We start from the raw sequence: 17,390 nt of genomic DNA, 5'->3' as shown, positions 1-17,390 counted from the left end.
TCGACAATCCTTTGAGCAGGAGACCCGTCATAGGTCAAACTCTTTTTGACGCAAAAAAACTGCAGCCCTCATGTGACTGCAGTTCCTCTTTATCCAAGAAATATGGTCTTTACTATCTCCTCTTGTGCTTTTCCACCTGATTCCCAAACATGATAGGCTTTTGCTTCTGGCCGGGAGCTTACCGCTTTATATAGCTGTTCATCGATATAGTGCAATGCGGCACCATCATCTGCAGCATATCCAGCAGCAATCCTGCCACAGCCAACGAATTCCTGGTATGCAGGCCGACGCTCCTCTTCTCCATCATAATGCGGGCAATTACTCCCTTTTAAGAATCCGAGGGTCTTTAGCGGTTCGAGTCCGCTGCCAAAAGAATCTGTAACACCTTCCTCGAACCAGCAGATTGAGCCCGCGCTTACTCCAGCCATTATTTTGCCATCTTGCCAGGCTTTCCGCAGGATCGCATCAAGACCCCACTCCTTCCACAACGCCAGCAGGTTCTTTGTATTTCCTCCACCTACATAAATGATATCCTTATCCATCACATAGTCTTCCAAATCCCTTGTTGGAGGACGGAACAATGAAAGATGGGAAGGGTTGCAATCATGGTTTTCAAAAGCGTTATAGAATCTCGAAATATAATTTTCCGCATCTCCGCTGGCTGTAGGCACAAAGCAAACTTTTGGCGTGCTGATTTCCGCCTGGCCCAGAATGTACAAGTCCAACAGCGGATTTTCCGGCTCCATCGAAAAACCTCCGCCGCCCATCGCAATAATCTGTCGCAACATGAACACTCTCCTTGTAAACTAGTAAACTTGTGACCGAAATTACTTGTCGCTCTCCATCCCGGGCAGAAGTTTGACTCTTATGTGACCGAAATCTGGGTTCCTGCTGTATTTCGGGCAGATACCTATTTCTTTCTACATAATACTTATTCCATACATTCAATCAAATTCCTTGTAAAAAAGCCACAATCACAGGATTGCAGCTTTTGGTTGTTATTCGTTTTTCGTTAGCTGAAGTGCTTTTTTGATGTCCTTGAAGGAATTCGATTTTCCGTACATCAGCACTCCGCCTCTGTATACCCTCGCACCGAATACTGCCAGGAAGGCTATCGTTGCCACAAGGATACCGATTGATAAGGCAATTTCCCAGAAAGGGATGTTCAGCATTCCAACTCGCAGGAACATCAGCATCGGCGAGAAGAATGGAATGAACGACGTATATTTTATAAATGGCGCTTCTGGCTGGCCCAGTCCGAACATTGCCATCATGAAACCTGCAACCACTAGCAAAGTCATCGGTGTGATCATTTGCTGGACATCTTCAATCCTGCTGACAAGCGAGCCAAGGAATGCAGCCATTGTCGCATACAGGAAATATCCTAATATGAAGAAGATAACCGCATAAATGATTGTGCTTGCTGCAACATTCCCAAAACCAAAGAACTCAAAGAATCCGCCCTCCATGCTTTCGAGATTCTGTTTGATTGAGATGTACCCTACTAACAAGAGGACTGCGAGTTGTGTCAAGCTTAACAGCCCGATGCCCAGGATTTTCGCGAACATTTGCTTGATCGGCGATACGCTTGAAATCATGATTTCCATTACTCTTGATGATTTCTCGGTAGCGACCTCCATTGCGATCATATTGGCGTACATGATGACCGCAAAATAAATGATGAAAAGCAAGACATAGACCAGGCCTCTAGCTTGGTTCAATTCCTCTTCCGTTTTCGCATCTTTTTCAAGAGCTGTTTTTTCAAACTCTACAGGCGCATAAAGCTTTTCCAGTTCATCCGGGGCGATATTGATTTGTGTCGAAGCCATAGCAGTTTTAATCTGCTGCAAGGCGGCCTGCAGATCAGCGGGAATAGCAGAATCGGCAATGCTCATCGCCTGGTAGGCTGCTGACGGAAGTTCTTCATTGTTCAAGCTCAGCTGAAGGAGGCCCTTATATTCCCCTTCCTCGACGGCTTTCCTTGCTTTTGCCTCATCTCCATAAAACTTCTCCAGGACCAGCTCCTTGTTCACCATCTTCAACTGCTGCTCCAGTGGTTCAATTAGCTGCCCTGACTCATCGATAACAGCGATTTTTTCAGCTTCATCACCCTTGTTGAAAAAATCGATAATGTTCGTCATATTCGTTAGCGCCAACATAATCCCTGCGGTCAGGATGGTAGTGACCAGGAAAGATTTTGTTTTAAGTTTACTCATGTATGTATGGATCAGGATAATGAAAAAATTATTCATAAGAATCACCCACCTTTTCTATGAAAATATCATTGAGGCTTGGTTCTTCAAGGACGAACTTGCGGATAAAACCTTTACCAACAATCTCTTTTAAAATGGATTCAGCAACTTGTTCACCTGTGATTTGCAGGTGTATTCCTTCTGCTGTTGATTTTGCTCTCGTCACTCCAGGATATTCCTTTAGGAAAGTAGTATCAAAATCAGCATGGATGACCAAATTCTTTTTACCAAAGGATCGCTTGATTTCTTTCAGGGCACCGTGAACGACAGGACTTCCTTTGTGCATGATGCAAATATGCTCACACATTTCTTCCACATGCTCCATGCGGTGACTTGCAAATACAATCGTCGTACCCGCATTTTTAAGCTCAAGCACTGCTTCCTTTAATTGTTCCACATTGACGGGATCCAGTCCGCTGAAAGGCTCATCAAGGATCAACAGCCTTGGCTTATGGATGACCGCGGCAATGAACTGGATTTTTTGCTGATTGCCCTTCGAAAGCTCTTCAACCTTTTTATCAGCATATTCCGGGACCTTGAAACGATTAAGCCAGTAATCAAGCTCCTTGAGGGCCGCTTGTTTTTGCATCCCTCTTAACCTCGCAAGATAGACAATCTGTTCGCGAACCTTTAATTTTGGATAAAGCCCTCTCTCCTCAGGCAGGTAACCAATGATACTGCTTGTGTCATAATTGATCGGCTTCCCATCCCAGGTGATCTTTCCTTCCGAGACATCCAGCAGGCCGAGAATCATCCGGAAAGTTGTCGTCTTCCCAGCACCATTTGCACCAAGGAAACCGAACATTTCTTTTTCAGGTATATTTAGTGAAAGCTGGTTAACTGCTGTAAAATTGCCAAATCTCTTTGTAACCTGTTCGAGTTTTAATTCCATATTCAAATTCCTCCTTTTCCAATAAGATACTACGAATTATATATGGAAATAGTTTCATATTTTATTATATTTTTGTTTTGCATATTTAAAAAAGTTATGCAAAAATAATAGTAATCATCTGAATTTTGCAAGAAAAGCGTAAGCGCCTTGGTCAGCCCCGACAAGCGCTGGAGGGCGTGACAGTGAAGTCGCTTTTTGACTTCATTGGCAGGACCGAAACGTCTCGAGGAGCTAGGAGCCGCAGCTAGACAAGCGTCTCGTGCTGCTCAAAGCTACCGCTTCTCGCAAGATACTCGAAGAAGCAATAACAGGGATGAAAACTGGTTAGGCGCTTGAGCTGGACAATTCTCGAAGTTAATTTTATACTTACTAATCTTTTAAAAGGGGAAGTTGTGATGGATACTTACAAACTGACAGCCTTTGAACCAAATGGGGAAAAACTGATTGACGAATCATTTCAGGCTGCCAATGATGAAGAAGCAAAGGAAATTGGCGCAAGAATGCTTGAAGAAAAAAACCTCAGCGACAAAACGCACCGCTGCACATCACCGAGAGGCAAGCTGGTTCTTTTCCGTCCATAAGAAAAGCAAAGAGGCTCAAATCCTCTTTGCTTTTTTTGTTTATTTCCCTTTGAACTGCGGCTTCCTCTTTTCAAGGAAGGCAGCGATGCCTTCCTTGTGGTCTTCTGTCTGGCGCATTTTAAACTGCCCGTATTTTTCGAGTTCAAGGATTTTCAACAGTGCAGGCCTGTTTTTCTCCGCAAGAATTTTCTTTGTTTTAATCATAGCCTGAACTGGTTTGTTCAGCCATCCTTGTATTTTTGCTTCCACTGCTTCTGTAAAATCGCCTTCAGGCACCTCGTCAATAAGGCCCAGTGTCAACGCATCATCCGCAGAAAGGGTTTTTCCTTCCCAAATCAGCTGCTTCGCCTTCGTTTCCCCAAGACGTTCTTCCATGAAGAAGTGGCCTCCTCCATCCGGGATCAAACCGATGCCAATAAAATTCATTGCAATCTTGCTTGATGGCTCAGCGATTATGTAATCAGTCGCGAGTGCTAGACTGAATCCCAGCCCGGCCGCAGCACCCGTTACTGCGCTGATGGTCACTTTTGGCATGCTGTACAGTGTCACGATCATATCATGGATATCGTCCATTACATGATAGAAATCGCTTTCATTTGTATTCGAAAGCATTGTCTTGATATCCCCGCCTGCAGAGAAAGCCCGACCGGCTCCTTTAATCAACACGATATCAATTTCATCAGACTTACAGATTTCCTTAAGGTTCATCGTGATTCCCTTGATCATTTCCACATCAAGTGCATTCAATGCTTCAGGTCTGTTCAACTCAAGAACCGCCACACGTCCATCAATGTCTAATTTTACAGTGTCCGTTGAAAATTCAATTGTCACCTTCATCCCCTCCATTTTTCCTTCTATTTTTATTATATAGGGAGAAGTTATATTTAAAAACCTTTTTTCTCACTATTTAGATTTTTTAAAAGAATAAGGGAATGTAGCCTTCCTTAATCGTTCTACATAACCATAAAAAACTCCCGAAATTTAACTTCGGGAGCTAGTCTTATTGAATAATGAGTCGAGAATCTCGATTTTCTTATTCGCGTATTCTTCAAAACTGTCGTTATATGACTTCGGATCTTTTGGATTTGAGAATTGGGTGATTACACCTGTTTCAGGGTCGATGAACTTGCTCGATGCTCCGCATCCAAGGCCGATGATGGTTTGCTGCTCTTCCATGATGATGATATTGTACAGACTCTCTTGTTCCGGGAAAGCATAGCCGACATTCTCCAAGTTTCCAAGAATGTTCTTCTGCCTGTACAGATAGTATGGCACGTAATCATGTTCCTTCGTCCATGATTCAGCCATATTCATCATTCTTTCTATTTCATCGCGGCCAGCAACCTTATACTTCTGTTTATTCCTTGTCATTTCGGACGCTCTTTTAAAAGAAAGAGTATGGACCGTCAAGGATTCTGGCATTAGCTTTTCCGTTTCAGCAAGAGTATGTGCAAATTCCTCCGTCCCTTCTCCAGGAAGGCCGATGATCAAATCCATGTTGATATTGTTCATGCCCATTTCTCGGGCCAGATGGAATTTATCGATCGTTTCTTCGACTGTATGGTGACGTCCGATTGCCTTCAAGGTTTCCTGGATGTAAGACTGAGGGTTAATGCTGATGCGATCGATATTCCACTTTTTCAGCACCTCCAGTTTTTCAGGTGTGATTGTGTCCGGGCGGCCTGCTTCGACAGTCACTTCCCTGATATTCTCAACATCCGGGAATGACTGATGGACCTCTTCGTACAGCATATCCATTTCTTCAGCGGTAATCGAGGTCGGCGTGCCGCCACCATAGTAAACGGTCGTAATCTTGATATCATTCTTCTTCAGCCAGTCCCCTATTTGGCGGATTTCGTAGTGGAGACCGCCAAGGAAAGAGTCCACAGATCCCTGTCGGCCGTTGATGGCATATGCCGGGAATGTGCAGTAAGCACATTTCGTCGGGCAAAAAGGAATGCCAATATAAATGCTGACACCATTTTTCAGATCGTACAAATCAGGCAGGACCGCAAGCTGGCGGTCAACTATTTTCTGCATAAGATGAATTTTTTCATCTGATATCAAATACTGTTCCTTCAGTTCTTTATGAGCAACCTGCTGGTCAATCCCTTCACGAAGCTTTTTATGCAAAAGCTTCGTAGGGCGGACGCCGGTTAGGATGCCCCATTTCTGGATCATTCCTGTCCAGTCTTGAAGTACTTTTAAATAAGCCCTTGAAATGACGGTTTTAAGCAATTTGAATTCTTCCTTTTCGCTCAAACCGGCTGGAACTTCTTTATTGGCCTCAGCTGTAAAAGTCTTCCCATCCGCCACCAGGGCTGCTTTTACATAAAACTGCCCTTCGACATTCTGAACATCGAATTCTATAGCTGCATCGGCTTCCTGCTCCGACTCGCTTAATGCTACTTCGGATTCTTCAAAAAACAAATTGGCAATCAATCCTAAAGGACGCTGAAATCTTTCATCTTGTATACCTTTTATATTAATTCTCATGAGATTCACCTTTTTCAATTAAACATACTTCAATAAGTGTAATAGAAGTATGATTCAAAGGTCAAGACAGTGTAAAAGGTACCAGTTTTCGCCGCTAGTCCGACTGAGTATCATAGACTTCCGATTAGGCTCATTGTAATTAAACCTACAGTCTAGTACTAAAATACTCACAAACACAGCAAAAGCATGCCTGTGGTGTTTTCACCCCAGGCATGCTTGGTATGTTTACATTTTTATAATATTCATTTTTCTGAGAAATTCGATTGGCTGTTGTTTGCGAAAGTGTTCTTTGACCATATAGCTGACACCATGCTGATTGTTCGAGCGGGTCACCCAATCGGCAGCCTTTTTTACTTCTACAGGTGCGTTCCACATCGCGACGCCAAGACCGGCTGCTTCTATCATATCAATATCGTCATAGGCATCACCTATTGCGACCATTTCCTTTAATGGGATTCCAAGGTGCTCACCCAGTTGGATCAGGCCGTTCAGCTTGGAAACACCTTGAGGCATGATATCGAGTCTGTATTCATTCAGCCTTGACAGGGACACTTCTGAGAACATTCCGTTTATCGCCTGCTGAGCATCCTTCAAATCCTCTTCGTACTCGAAATAGACTTCAATTTTTGGAGGTGAGACTGGATCATTGACTAATGTTTCACTGATAGAATCAGTGAACTGCTGTGAGTAAAAAATCGGGTCACCTGAAGTGAATACAGTTTTCGCCAGCAGATTGTGGTTCAATTTATACTTGTTTGCCAGAGAAAACTTTTCATGCACAAGACGGATTTGGCATGGAAAGCTCTCGAGGAACCTGACGAGCTGGAAAGTGACATCCTCTGAAATCCGTTTTTCAAAAACCGGATCACTGCGAAGGTCATTAGAGATGTAGGATCCGAGGTGAGTCACAAGCAATGAATTTATTTTCAGCGCTTTAGCCACTTTTTTGGCTGATGGAAAGCTTCTTGAAGTTACTAGAGTCACATACACTCCTTTTTGCTGAACGTACTCAATCGCATCCCTCGTGGATTTATGGACCCTTCCATTTGATTGGAGAATCGTTCCATCCACGTTAAGCGCAAGAAGACGGTAAATCATAATTATGCCCCCATTTCTTCGGTGTTTTTGTCCTTATTTAACTTGTATGATAGAAAGCAAGAGAATAGAACATGGGCAGGATTTTGATATTAGCTTCCTTTGCTGGACGCAGTCCACAGAAGGAATGAGGGCAGCGTATATGATAAGTCTCCTTCCGCCCAAAAGAGTCATAGATGACGGACAGTTTTTCCTTTTTTCCTCTTATTTTTGTCCGTCATAACCTTGATGACGGACAGATATTCCTCTTTTCCTCTGATTTTTGTCCGTCATAACCTTGATGACGGACAGTTTTTCTTCTTTTCCTCTGATTTTTGTCCGTCATAACCTTGATGACGGACAGTTTCCCCTTTTTTCCTCTTACTTTTGTCCGTCATAACCTTGATGACGGACAGTTTTTCTTCTTTTCCGCTGATTTTTGTCCGTCATCCCTTAGTTGACGGACAGTTTTTCCTCTTTTTCTCTGATTTTTGTCCGTCATAACCTTGATGACGGACAGTTTTCCCTTTTTTCCTCTTACTTTTGTCCGTCATAACCTTGATGACGGACAGTTTTTCCTCTTTTTCTCTGATTTTTTTCCGTCATAACCTTGATGACGGACAGTTTTTCCTCTTTTTCTCTGATTTTTTTCCGTCATCCCTTAGATGACGGACAGTCTTTCTTCTTTTTCTCTGATTTTTGTCCGTCATCCCTTAGATGACGGACAGTTTTTCCTCTTTTCCGTTGATTTTTGTCTGTCATAACCTCGAATGCAATAGTTTTTCCTATATTCCAAAACAAAAAACTCCCGCACATCGGCGGGAGTCCTGTCATTCTATTATTGCTGCTGGTTCGGGTTTCCGTAAAGCTCTTCAAGAGGCTTCATGATGATCTGGTTAAGCTCGGCAATGACCATGCTCATTCTTTGTTCTGCTTCCATCAGCTTAGAAATAAGTTCATGCTGCTGGACAAGCGCGACTGTCTTTTGTGCCTGCTCTACTTCTTCCTGGGTAATTTCCTGACCAGTCATTTGCTTTTCCTGAAGCTGCATCTGGATATTGCGGAAGTTTTCAAACATCCTTTTTGCTGATTCATCATTATTCACAGCATCATATAGTTTTTTTAATTCTGTGTATTCCGAACTGTTCCTGATTGCTTTCTCTAATTCGTAGGCTGAATCATAAGTATTGACTGCCATTTAAATCACTCCTTCTACGTTAAACGCTCCACTCCACTATAACAAACTATGTTGCTGATTGCCAAAAGTTCGGGTCCGGCGACATTCTGCACCTACCTTAAAAATCACCAATAACCACTACTATTCATAGGATGCAATATGTGTGTTTGCCTATTTTACAAGGTGCTGCCTTATGCAGCCTAAAAGAAAATGAGGAGAAGCTATGACGCCAGCAAAATCGAAAAGCTTACCCAACAATCCTGTCATCGCTTTGCTGACCGAAATAAACGAAGATCATGGACCTGACTTTGGTAAAGTCCACTCCTTTTGCGAAGAGCTTCACCAGGGAGTTTCTGAATTAGGGGGAAGCTTTTATGTTTTTTCACTCAAAGGCTTTTCTGATCAAGGAGTAGAGGGCTTTTCTTATGATGACAAAGAAGATGGATGGAAAAGGGGTTTCTTCCCTTTTCCTGCTGTCATTTATAATCGGGTATCGTCACGAAGAACCGAAATCAGCAAAGGATTTAAGGGATTTTTAAATAAATTGGACGCTCTCGGAATAAAGATATTTAATCACCGCTTCCTTTCGAAGTGGGAGGTTCAAGAATTTTTAATGAAAGAAGACCATTTGCATCCTTTCATACCGGAAACACATCTCTATTCCGAAAGTCTGCTCGAAAGCATGCTTGAGAAGCATGACGAGTTATACATCAAACCCGTTCACGGCAGCCAGGGCCGCAATATTATCCAGGTGGCCAAAAAAGATGGGATGTTCCATGCATCCTTATCCTCAATGCCAGCCAGGGACCTTAGGGAATTTAAACATGTTTCGGAGCTGGCCCATTCCATTGCTCCCATCGTCGGAAAACGGCTCTGCATCATTCAGCAAGGAATACAGCTTTCGGAACTGAATGGCAGAAGAATGGACTTCAGGGTCCTCTGCCATAAAAATGCCCAGCAATTCTGGAAGGTTACCTCCATCGTCGCCAGGGTTTCCGCTGAACAATTATTCGTCTCAAATATTGCCCGCGGCGGCGAAGTCATGAAGCCCGGGTATACGCTTGCGTTGATATTCGGAAAAGAACAAGCGAAACATCAACTGGCGCTTATGAAGGAGCTCGCCCTTGAGACGGCAGAAGTCATAAGCAAATATGCGGAGGGGCTCACAGCCGAGCTGGGGATTGATATTGGAATCGATATAAAAGGGAACTTATGGCTGATTGAGGCAAATTCCAAGCCTTCCAAGAACTTTGAAGAGCGGGCTGCCAAAATCAGGCCCTCAACAAAATCCATCATTGAGCATTGCTACGGACTTTGCCAGTCATAAATTTAAAGGAGATATACAAAATGATTTCATTTGGAATGATGTCACTTTCCATGAAAAGTGAAATAAGCTATTTTACCGAAATTGCCAGGCGGGCGAATGCAGACAGATTCACCTGTTATAGGTTTTCGCCAGCTAAAATCCATCCAATCACTGAGATGGTTACAGGCGAGGTGTTCGACCAGAAGAAAGATTGCTGGGTAAAAGCTGAATTTCCGCTCCCAAGCATCATTTATGACCGGTGTTTTTATACAAATGATCCTGCATCGAAACAGTCCTTGGCGATTGTGAAATGGCTCAAGAACAAAACGGATATTACCTTCCTTGGGAACGGTTTGCCAAATAAATGGGACATATACCAGGTTCTATCGACATCTCCCCTCTCACCATATATTCCGAAAACGATTCTTGCCGGCAGCGGCAAAGTTGTTATTGCCCAACTGGATGAGATGGGCCAGGCAATATTGAAACCGATTTTCGGATCTGGCGGGGCCGGGATTTACAAAATTAAAAAAACAGGCAGAGAATTTGAAATCTCAGCCGACATTGGCGACAGGCTGACCACTAAAACCTTCCATTCAACTAGTGAGACAGAGAATTGGCTTGATAATCTATTCAGAAAAAAAGAGTATATGGTGCAGCCATGCCTCAGTCTGTCAGATCCGCAAGATTGTCCTTTTGACATAAGAGTGCTGCTGCAAAAGGATGCTGAGGAAAATTGGATCGCGCGCGGCAAGGGCATCCGACGTGGAATCAAGGATGGAATCCTATCGAACTTACGTGCCGGCGGAGAAATACTGCCATTTGAAGAGTACGTGAACACCCTTGATATCCGTACCAGAAGATTCATATTACTTGAATTAGAGGAAATTCTTTCGAAGCTGCCAGGCATCCTTGAAGCTTCATTTCCCCGTCTTTTCGAGCTGGGAGTAGATATTGGTGTTTCAAGGGATCATGCCCTCTGGGTGCTTGATACAAATTCAAAACCCGGCAGAAAGGTCATCACTTCCACTAATCCCGATTTGAAAGAAGTGCTATATAAAGCACCGATCGAATATGCCAGCGTGCTTTCGAAAATTCTGCCAGAAAGAGAGGAACAGCATTTATGAGAAAGAAATATCCGATAGAAGTTATCTCCCACTCCAAACAACTAGTCTTTGTTCCGGCTGATCTAGTCCTTACAAAAGAAATCAATAAAGTCGCTTTTGGCAACAAGGTAGTGGATGTAACATGCGCACCTCATCCTAAAGGAAAAAACGTGGTTGTCCTGAGCAATGATGTGCAGACGGAGCTCTCGATGCCTGATTTATCGGTCTCATTGCACCTATTTATCGACCAGAATACATTGTTTATCGGACCCCTGATCGGGATCCTGACGTCTGGCTTCACCCCTTTTCCATTAAGGCCGATTGGCGAGAGGTCGATGTTCTTTGCCAAGCTGCTTTCGGTCAATAAAACGGTCGGCGCACTGCCCTTCGTCTTTGGCGAGGAACATATCGACTGGAAACAAGGGTTGATTGAAGGTTATTTCTTTGTCGATGGAGGATGGATGAAAATAAAGGTTCCCTTCCCGAATGTCGTCTATGACCGGCTTCCAAACAGGCGCACCGAAAGAAAGTCAGAACTCCGCAGCCTGAAATCCAGGATGCAGGCCGATTACTTGATTCCATGGTATAATCCAGGCTTTTTCAGCAAACTGGATGTCTTCGAACGGCTGCAGCAGGATGATCGAGCATCAGAGTACTTGCCTGAAACGCATCAATTTTCTTCTTTTTCAGTGATAGAAAGGATGCTTTCAAATTACGGAAATGTCTATGTAAAACCTGCTAATGGAAGTCTTGGACTTGGAATCCACCAAATCCTATTCGATAAGTATAGTGGCTATTATTATTGCCGTTATCGTGATCAGGAGGGCATCAATAAGTTAACGAAGTTTGAAAGCCTGGAAAGGTTGATGAAGAAAATTTTCCACAAACGGAATCTTTCCCAGATGATTGTCCAGCAGGGAATCAGCCTGCTGCGATCTGAAAAAAGGCTCATTGATTTCAGGGTCCACACAAATAAGGATGAATACGGGGTTTGGCAGGTAGCCGCGATAGCCGCAAAAATTGCCGGCCAGGGCAGCGTCACCACCCATGTGAACAACGGCGGCATTGTAAAATCACTTGATGAGTTATTTGAAGACCGGACCGAGCGAGAACTCTATGAGAAAAAACTCTCTGAAGCCGCACTGATTTTAAGTTCCATTTTAGAAAAGAATATGGAAGGAATCATCGGCGAGCTTGGTTTTGACTTTGGAATCGATAAAACAGGAAAAGTATGGCTCTTTGAGGCCAATTCAAAACCGGGAAGGTCGATTTTCAAGCATCCAAAGCTAAAGAATTTCGATTTATTGACCCGGAAACTGTCTTTATCCTTCGGCATATTTTTAGCGGAAAAGGCTATAACGGCACCTGAGGATATTTTCAAATGATCCTCCGCTATAATGCTGAATCGAAGGCGTGGACTCATGAAGCCAAAGCTGGCATACCAATCAGCTTTGGCTTTAATCATATCAACATCCCTGCTGCTTCATCTGGGACACTTCCTGAAAATAGCCAGCAGTTCTTATTGAAAAACAGGCGGGGAAATATTGGGCCGCTGATTGGGGTAATGACCTCAATGGGCAAAAATATGTCCTTATCTGGCAATGGTTCATTGTTCCAGGCGCTTCAAGCCGAGATACTGAAAAGGAATGGACTGATTGTCGTCTTTCCACCTGAAACCATCGTTAAGGAGGGACTTACAGGAGTTGCATTTTTACCTGCTGAACAAAAATGGATTCCAGTAAAAACGCCACTTCCCCATCTTGTTTATAATCGCGTACCCTTTCGGAAAGCTGAGCAGCAACCTGCTTTCAAGGATGCCGCAGGATATCTGTCAGCACTTGGGATTCCATTTTTCAACCCTGGCTTTATTAATAAAAATGAACTTTACTCCCTATTTTCGAGACATCCACAATTAAGAAAGCTGATGCCTGAAAGCATTGAAGTGAAATCGATGATCAAGCTGGCTTCATTCCTAGAAAAGCATGAGGGCATCTATTTGAAGCCTGCTTCGGCTTCCAAGGGCATCGGGATTTTTCGCCTGCGGCAAAAGGAAGGAATGATTGAGTTCGAGAGCCACTCCCACCGGCATTTGTATCCTGGCATGAAGGAATTTTGGAAAATCAAGTCCAGGCAGCTGTTAAAATACGAGTACATTGCCCAGAAAGAAGTCATGCCTACTGCCATCGACGGGAAACGATTTGATTTCCGTGTCCATGCCCATGATGGACCGGATGGGTATGAAGTGACAGGAATCGGCATCCGTCAATCCCAGAAGCAGGATTTGACCACCCACTTGCCGAATGGAGGCATCATGCTCCCTTATGTACAGGTAAAGAATGACAGGCATGATCAATTCTTCGATTGGGCGGTAAAAGAAATCGGACAGCTGCTTACTGAAGAGTTAGGTTACTTCGGAGAATTCTCCCTTGATGCCGGGGTCACCCAAAAAGGCAATTATGTCATTTATGAAGTCAATTCAAAACCTATGAGCTTTGACGAGCCACTGATTGAGGAAAAGAGGATAACTGCTCTAGTGGATCTATTTTTCAGGAAAACAGGGTTCTAATATGGTCTCCATAAACCAGATTCAAAATATCAGAACATGATGGGCCGCACCCTTGGCGGCTTTTTTTATTTTTGGTCTAAAAAACTTTTTCTCTCGAGTAATGGCAGCGCATCTTTCCATTATATCGATTTAATACGATATAATAATGAAAAAGACTTTTTTCACAGGGGGATATCGGCTTGATTACTCATTTCCAATTCAAATCATTATTTGAAAATAAAGATATGCCTGGCTGGCATTTTTCATTTTATTACAAGAAGCAGAAGTATACAGGCATCTATCATCAAAATGGAGATATTCAGTGGACTTCCGAAAAGCCATCAGACGAGGATGTAGATCAGTTAAAAGAGCAAATTCACGAGCTTATGCTCTTCCATGTATATGATAAGTGACGTGTATGATTTTTCTCCTTTTCCGGAACTCTAACCATAAAAAGGTTAGAGGAGGATACCATGAAGAAAATACGGAACAAGAAATTCGCTGATGATCTGCAAAATGAAGGACGGGACAAGGTTTATGTCGATGTTGACCGGATGATCAATGAGGGCATGGCCGGCGGTACGGTGCATCGCTTGGACAGTTCACCCAATATAGGCGAAAGCCATGACTTTTACCCAGAAGACCCGCCTAACGAATGAAAAGTGGAAAAAAGGTTGCTTTTATATGTTAAAAAGCCTAAAAAAAGACACCACATCCAAAAGAGGATGCTGGTGTCTTATCTGCTTTTTACAATCATATTCACTGCTTCTTTTATCGCTTCGTCGGCATCTTTGCCTTCCTGAGCTGCTTCAGTAATGCAAGATTCAAGGTTCTTGGCAACGATGAAACCAATTGCGCGGTCAACTGCGGATCGGACAGCTGATAATTGTGTGACAACGTCCTTGCAGTGATTTTCTTCTTCCATCATACGGATGACTCCGCGTACTTGGCCTTCCAATCGCTTTAGGCGATTTTTCATTTCTGTTGTGTATTCCATTTCCTACACCTCTCTCTTACGGTACCCCGTATTGTATCTATTATACCAACATTTTTTCCTTTTTTCTACCAATGATAGCTCTAGGGATGAATTAACATTTGCAAGCTACAACTGTTATAATAAAAGATATGTCAGCTTTTATCAAATTAAATCTGAGGATACTTATATGATTAATAAAATATTATCTTATTTCGCTGATTCTGTCACCTATGAAAATTTCCCTGACGCTCCATCACCAGATTATCATTGGTTAAAAAATAGTGATAACAAGCCTTTATGGATTGGCATCCCCAAAAACAAAATTTCCGATAGCCAACTGGATTTGCTGAAGAACCTGTTTCATTTTGTCGAAAATGAAGATTATACCCAGTTAAGAGGAGCCGCGCTTTCCTGGAACAAATTTCTGTTCCAAGAAGGTGCAATTCCGTCCACGGACAGCGATGAAGTCCGTTTCATACAGTTCCATCTGCAGGCAAACGAGGTGGACTATGCGGAAATCCATGAAGCTTTGAATGGATTTTTCCCTGAACACATCATCATCTGGCTTACGGATTCTTACGGCATCATTATAGAAGAAAAAAAGGAAGTATCAGAAAATGCAGAAGAACTTTTTTCCATTGCCTCTACTTTGGAGAGTGATTTTTATATCAAAATCTCCTTCTATATTGGCAAATTCCAGAAAGTTTCTGCCCACCTCCCTCACTTTTTCAGCCGGGAAAGGCTGGTTTTCGACGAACTCAACCGCCATTCGACCCGGGACGTTGTCTATACATTTGAAAAAGCTTTTCCAATGCTATTGGCGACAAACTTGCCTGAACACCTTAAGGAAATCATGGAGGCTTCCATACTTGGTGCATTTGGTGAGGACCAAGAGTTGATGACAACAATCAAAGTATTTCTGGAAAACAATTCAAACGCATCGCTTTCGGCAAAAAAACTCTATGTTCACCGAAATACTCTTCAATACAGATTGGACAAGTTCATGGAAAAGACAGGAGTTAACCTAAAAGATCTTGACGCAGCTGTTGTCGTCTACCTGGCAAGTCTTTATGAGGAAATTCGTTGATACACCAGAAAAATAACTCAATAAACAAATTGCATAAAAGGGCTTACATTTTTTTGTGCATCCTGCCGATGATTATTCTGGAGCACATCAGCTAAACTGTTTTTGTAGACAAACAATCAGGGAGGCTTAAAAAAATGGCCGAGTTAAAATTAGATCACATTTATAAAATTTATGATAACAAAGTAACTGCAGTTGAAGATTTCAACCTTCACATCCAGGACAAAGAATTCATCGTATTCGTTGGCCCATCAGGCTGCGGTAAATCTACGACTCTTCGTATGATCGCTGGTCTTGAGGAAATCTCAAAAGGCGATTTCTATATTGATGGAAAGCGCGTGAATGACGTTCCTCCTAAGGATCGTGACATCGCAATGGTATTCCAGAACTACGCACTTTATCCGCATATGACAGTTTACGATAACATGGCATTCGGATTGAAGCTTCGCAAGTTCGCAAAGGACGAAATTGACCGCCGCGTTAAAGAAGCAGCAAAAATCCTTGGTCTTGAGCCTTACTTGGATCGTAAGCCAAAAGCACTTTCCGGCGGACAGCGCCAGCGTGTTGCTTTGGGACGTGCAATCGTCCGTGATGCAAAAGTATTCTTGATGGACGAACCTTTATCAAACCTTGATGCAAAGCTTCGTGTACAGATGCGTGCTGAAATCGCAAAGCTTCACCGCCGCCTGGATACGACAACTATTTATGTAACACATGACCAGACTGAAGCAATGACAATGGCAACACGCCTTGTCGTCATGAAGGATGGAATCATCCAGCAGGTTGGAGCTCCTAAAGAAGTTTACGAAAACCCTGAAAACGTCTTCGTTGGCGGTTTCATCGGATCTCCTTCAATGAACTTCTTCTCTGGAAAGCTTGAAGAAGGCAAATTCACAATCAATAATTCTTCAATCGCGATTCCGGAAGGAAAGATGAAAGTCCTTCGTGCTCAAGGTTATGTAGGCAAGGAAATCATCCTGGGCGTAAGACCAGAAGATCTTCACGACGAGCCAGTATTCATCGATGCTTCTCAAGGAGCTACAATTAAGGCAAATGTTGAAGTTTCTGAATTAACTGGTGCAGAAACTATGATCTACTCTCAATTCGAGGGCCAGGACTTCGTTGCACGTGTAGATTCACGCACAGATGTAGCACCAGGGCAAGTAATTGAATTGGCTTTCGATATGAATAAAGTCCACTTCTTTGATGCAGAAACTGAAGTGAGAATCCGTCCTTAATTCTGGACATTCAAAAAAGCAACCGCCTCTTGCGGTTGCTTTTTTTTAGATCCATGACACGAAGCTTCATTCTTTAATTAAAAATACCTGATTTGAACCGCAATTTGGACATTTGAACAAGTGCGGGCATTCCCCTTCTTTAAAATCTGTCGGATATCCATCTTCCAGTTTCATTTGGTCGATTGGCATATAAGGACTATAATCATCATAAAAATCTGCTTCCCGTCCATTGTTCTCCATGCTGCCGCTGCAGTTTGGACACTTTGGAGTGATGGTCTTGAAGCCATTGCAAACCGGGCACATCCCCATTATCATCATCCTTTCTGCTTTTCTGTTCGTATAGTTTGCGTTGATCAGAAATGGTTATGTAGCATTACACTTTTGGAATTAATTACCTTAATCCAAGGGCGCATAAACTTTTTAAAACAAAACATACTAGTTATTAATAAAACAGCAACAGAAAACAACGCAGCAACAACAACGCACTAAAGTCATTGGGTTAAGCCTTAGAAGGCAGCTATTACGCGCGCCGGTGCAAATCCGGCTAGCCCAGCCAAATTCCTTAACGCGGGTTAAACCAGGCGGCGTGGCAAAAGCCATGATTGGTTCGATTCCAATACTGACCCAAATACAACTTTGAAAAACACAAAGGAGGAAATATTA

At 43.0% G+C, this 17,390-nt stretch carries 18 protein-coding genes; 9 read left to right on the top strand and 9 right to left on the bottom strand.

Annotated features, from left to right (window positions below):
- Positions 1-89: 89 nt before the first annotated feature.
- The 3 genes from RH061_RS05815 to RH061_RS05805 form a co-directional block, all read right to left on the bottom strand.
- Positions 90-785: a Type 1 glutamine amidotransferase-like domain-containing protein gene (locus tag RH061_RS05815; protein WP_311076294.1), complete on the bottom strand. Its 696-nt coding sequence runs from the start codon at positions 783-785 to the stop codon at positions 90-92.
- 213 nt (positions 786-998) lie between these two features.
- Positions 999-2,252, bottom strand: coding sequence for an ABC transporter permease (locus tag RH061_RS05810; protein WP_311074584.1), 1,254 nt, complete (start codon positions 2,250-2,252; stop codon positions 999-1,001).
- A complete protein-coding gene (locus tag RH061_RS05805; RefSeq protein WP_311074582.1) occupies positions 2,245-3,144 on the bottom strand; it encodes an ABC transporter ATP-binding protein in 900 nt (299 codons plus the stop codon). Before RH061_RS05805 ends, RH061_RS05810 begins: the two co-directional genes overlap by 8 nt.
- A 395-nt stretch (positions 3,145-3,539) precedes the next feature.
- Here RH061_RS05805 and RH061_RS05800 point away from each other — a divergent pair, with 395 nt between their 5' ends.
- Complete coding sequence (locus tag RH061_RS05800; protein WP_311074580.1) at positions 3,540-3,725, top strand: YhzD family protein; 186 nt, start codon at positions 3,540-3,542, stop codon at positions 3,723-3,725.
- 39 nt (positions 3,726-3,764) lie between these two features.
- Here the strand turns inward: RH061_RS05800 and RH061_RS05795 are convergent, their stop codons facing one another.
- From RH061_RS05795 to RH061_RS05780, 4 genes are all read right to left on the bottom strand, one after another.
- Complete coding sequence (locus RH061_RS05795; RefSeq protein ID WP_311074578.1) at positions 3,765-4,556, bottom strand: enoyl-CoA hydratase; 792 nt, start codon at positions 4,554-4,556, stop codon at positions 3,765-3,767.
- 150 nt (positions 4,557-4,706) lie between these two features.
- Positions 4,707-6,221: a coproporphyrinogen III oxidase gene (locus tag RH061_RS05790; protein WP_311074576.1), complete on the bottom strand. Its 1,515-nt coding sequence runs from the start codon at positions 6,219-6,221 to the stop codon at positions 4,707-4,709.
- A gap of 225 nt (positions 6,222-6,446) precedes the next feature.
- Positions 6,447-7,319, bottom strand: a complete 873-nt coding sequence (locus tag RH061_RS05785; RefSeq protein ID WP_311074573.1) for a Cof-type HAD-IIB family hydrolase — start codon at positions 7,317-7,319, stop codon at positions 6,447-6,449.
- An 814-nt stretch (positions 7,320-8,133) separates the two neighbouring features.
- A complete protein-coding gene (locus RH061_RS05780; RefSeq protein ID WP_311074571.1) occupies positions 8,134-8,493 on the bottom strand; it encodes a YlbF/YmcA family competence regulator in 360 nt (119 codons plus the stop codon).
- A 202-nt stretch (positions 8,494-8,695) separates the two neighbouring features.
- Between RH061_RS05780 and RH061_RS05775 the strand changes: the two genes are divergently transcribed.
- The 6 genes from RH061_RS05775 to RH061_RS05750 all read left to right on the top strand — a co-directional run bounded on the left by RH061_RS05775 (position 8,696) and on the right by RH061_RS05750 (position 14,088).
- Entirely contained in the window at positions 8,696-9,799 is a 1,104-nt protein-coding gene (locus tag RH061_RS05775) for a YheC/YheD family endospore coat-associated protein (RefSeq protein ID WP_311074570.1), read from the top strand.
- 20 nt (positions 9,800-9,819) lie between these two features.
- Entirely contained in the window at positions 9,820-10,905 is a 1,086-nt protein-coding gene (locus tag RH061_RS05770) for a YheC/YheD family endospore coat-associated protein (protein ID WP_311074569.1), read from the top strand.
- Positions 10,902-12,269: a YheC/YheD family endospore coat-associated protein gene (locus tag RH061_RS05765; RefSeq protein ID WP_311074568.1), complete on the top strand. Its 1,368-nt coding sequence runs from the start codon at positions 10,902-10,904 to the stop codon at positions 12,267-12,269. Before RH061_RS05770 ends, RH061_RS05765 begins: the two co-directional genes overlap by 4 nt.
- A complete protein-coding gene (locus RH061_RS05760) occupies positions 12,266-13,450 on the top strand; it encodes a YheC/YheD family endospore coat-associated protein (protein WP_311074567.1) in 1,185 nt (394 codons plus the stop codon). Before RH061_RS05765 ends, RH061_RS05760 begins: the two co-directional genes overlap by 4 nt.
- Before the next feature lie 179 nt (positions 13,451-13,629).
- On the top strand, positions 13,630-13,842 hold the full coding sequence (locus RH061_RS05755; protein ID WP_311074566.1) for a YheE family protein: 213 nt from the start codon (positions 13,630-13,632) through the stop codon (positions 13,840-13,842).
- Between the two features lie 60 nt (positions 13,843-13,902).
- The gene (locus tag RH061_RS05750) at positions 13,903-14,088 is read left to right on the top strand and encodes a hypothetical protein (RefSeq protein WP_311074565.1); all 186 of its coding nucleotides are present in this window, start codon (positions 13,903-13,905) and stop codon (positions 14,086-14,088) included.
- 77 nt (positions 14,089-14,165) lie between these two features.
- Here RH061_RS05750 and RH061_RS05745 read toward each other — a convergent pair whose 3' ends face one another.
- A complete protein-coding gene (locus RH061_RS05745) occupies positions 14,166-14,426 on the bottom strand; it encodes a metal-sensitive transcriptional regulator (protein WP_041966706.1) in 261 nt (86 codons plus the stop codon).
- Between the two features lie 166 nt (positions 14,427-14,592).
- On the opposite strand from RH061_RS05745, the gene RH061_RS05740 reads away from it, so the two are divergent.
- Entirely contained in the window at positions 14,593-15,492 is a 900-nt protein-coding gene (locus RH061_RS05740; RefSeq protein ID WP_311074564.1) for a PucR family transcriptional regulator, read from the top strand.
- Positions 15,493-15,626: 134 nt separating this feature from the next.
- Positions 15,627-16,727, top strand: a complete 1,101-nt coding sequence (locus tag RH061_RS05735; protein ID WP_311074563.1) for an ABC transporter ATP-binding protein — start codon at positions 15,627-15,629, stop codon at positions 16,725-16,727.
- A gap of 66 nt (positions 16,728-16,793) precedes the next feature.
- Here the strand turns inward: RH061_RS05735 and RH061_RS05730 are convergent, their stop codons facing one another.
- The gene (locus RH061_RS05730) at positions 16,794-17,036 is read right to left on the bottom strand and encodes a hypothetical protein (RefSeq protein WP_311074561.1); all 243 of its coding nucleotides are present in this window, start codon (positions 17,034-17,036) and stop codon (positions 16,794-16,796) included.
- Positions 17,037-17,390: the final 354 nt, after the last annotated feature.

Origin of the sequence: Mesobacillus jeotgali, assembly GCF_031759225.1 — a bacterium.
GTDB classification, from domain to species: Bacteria; Bacillota; Bacilli; order Bacillales; family Cytobacillaceae; genus Mesobacillus; species Mesobacillus jeotgali_B.
Note: the sequence above shows the minus strand (reverse complement) of the source record. Positions and strands in the feature narration are given on the sequence as shown.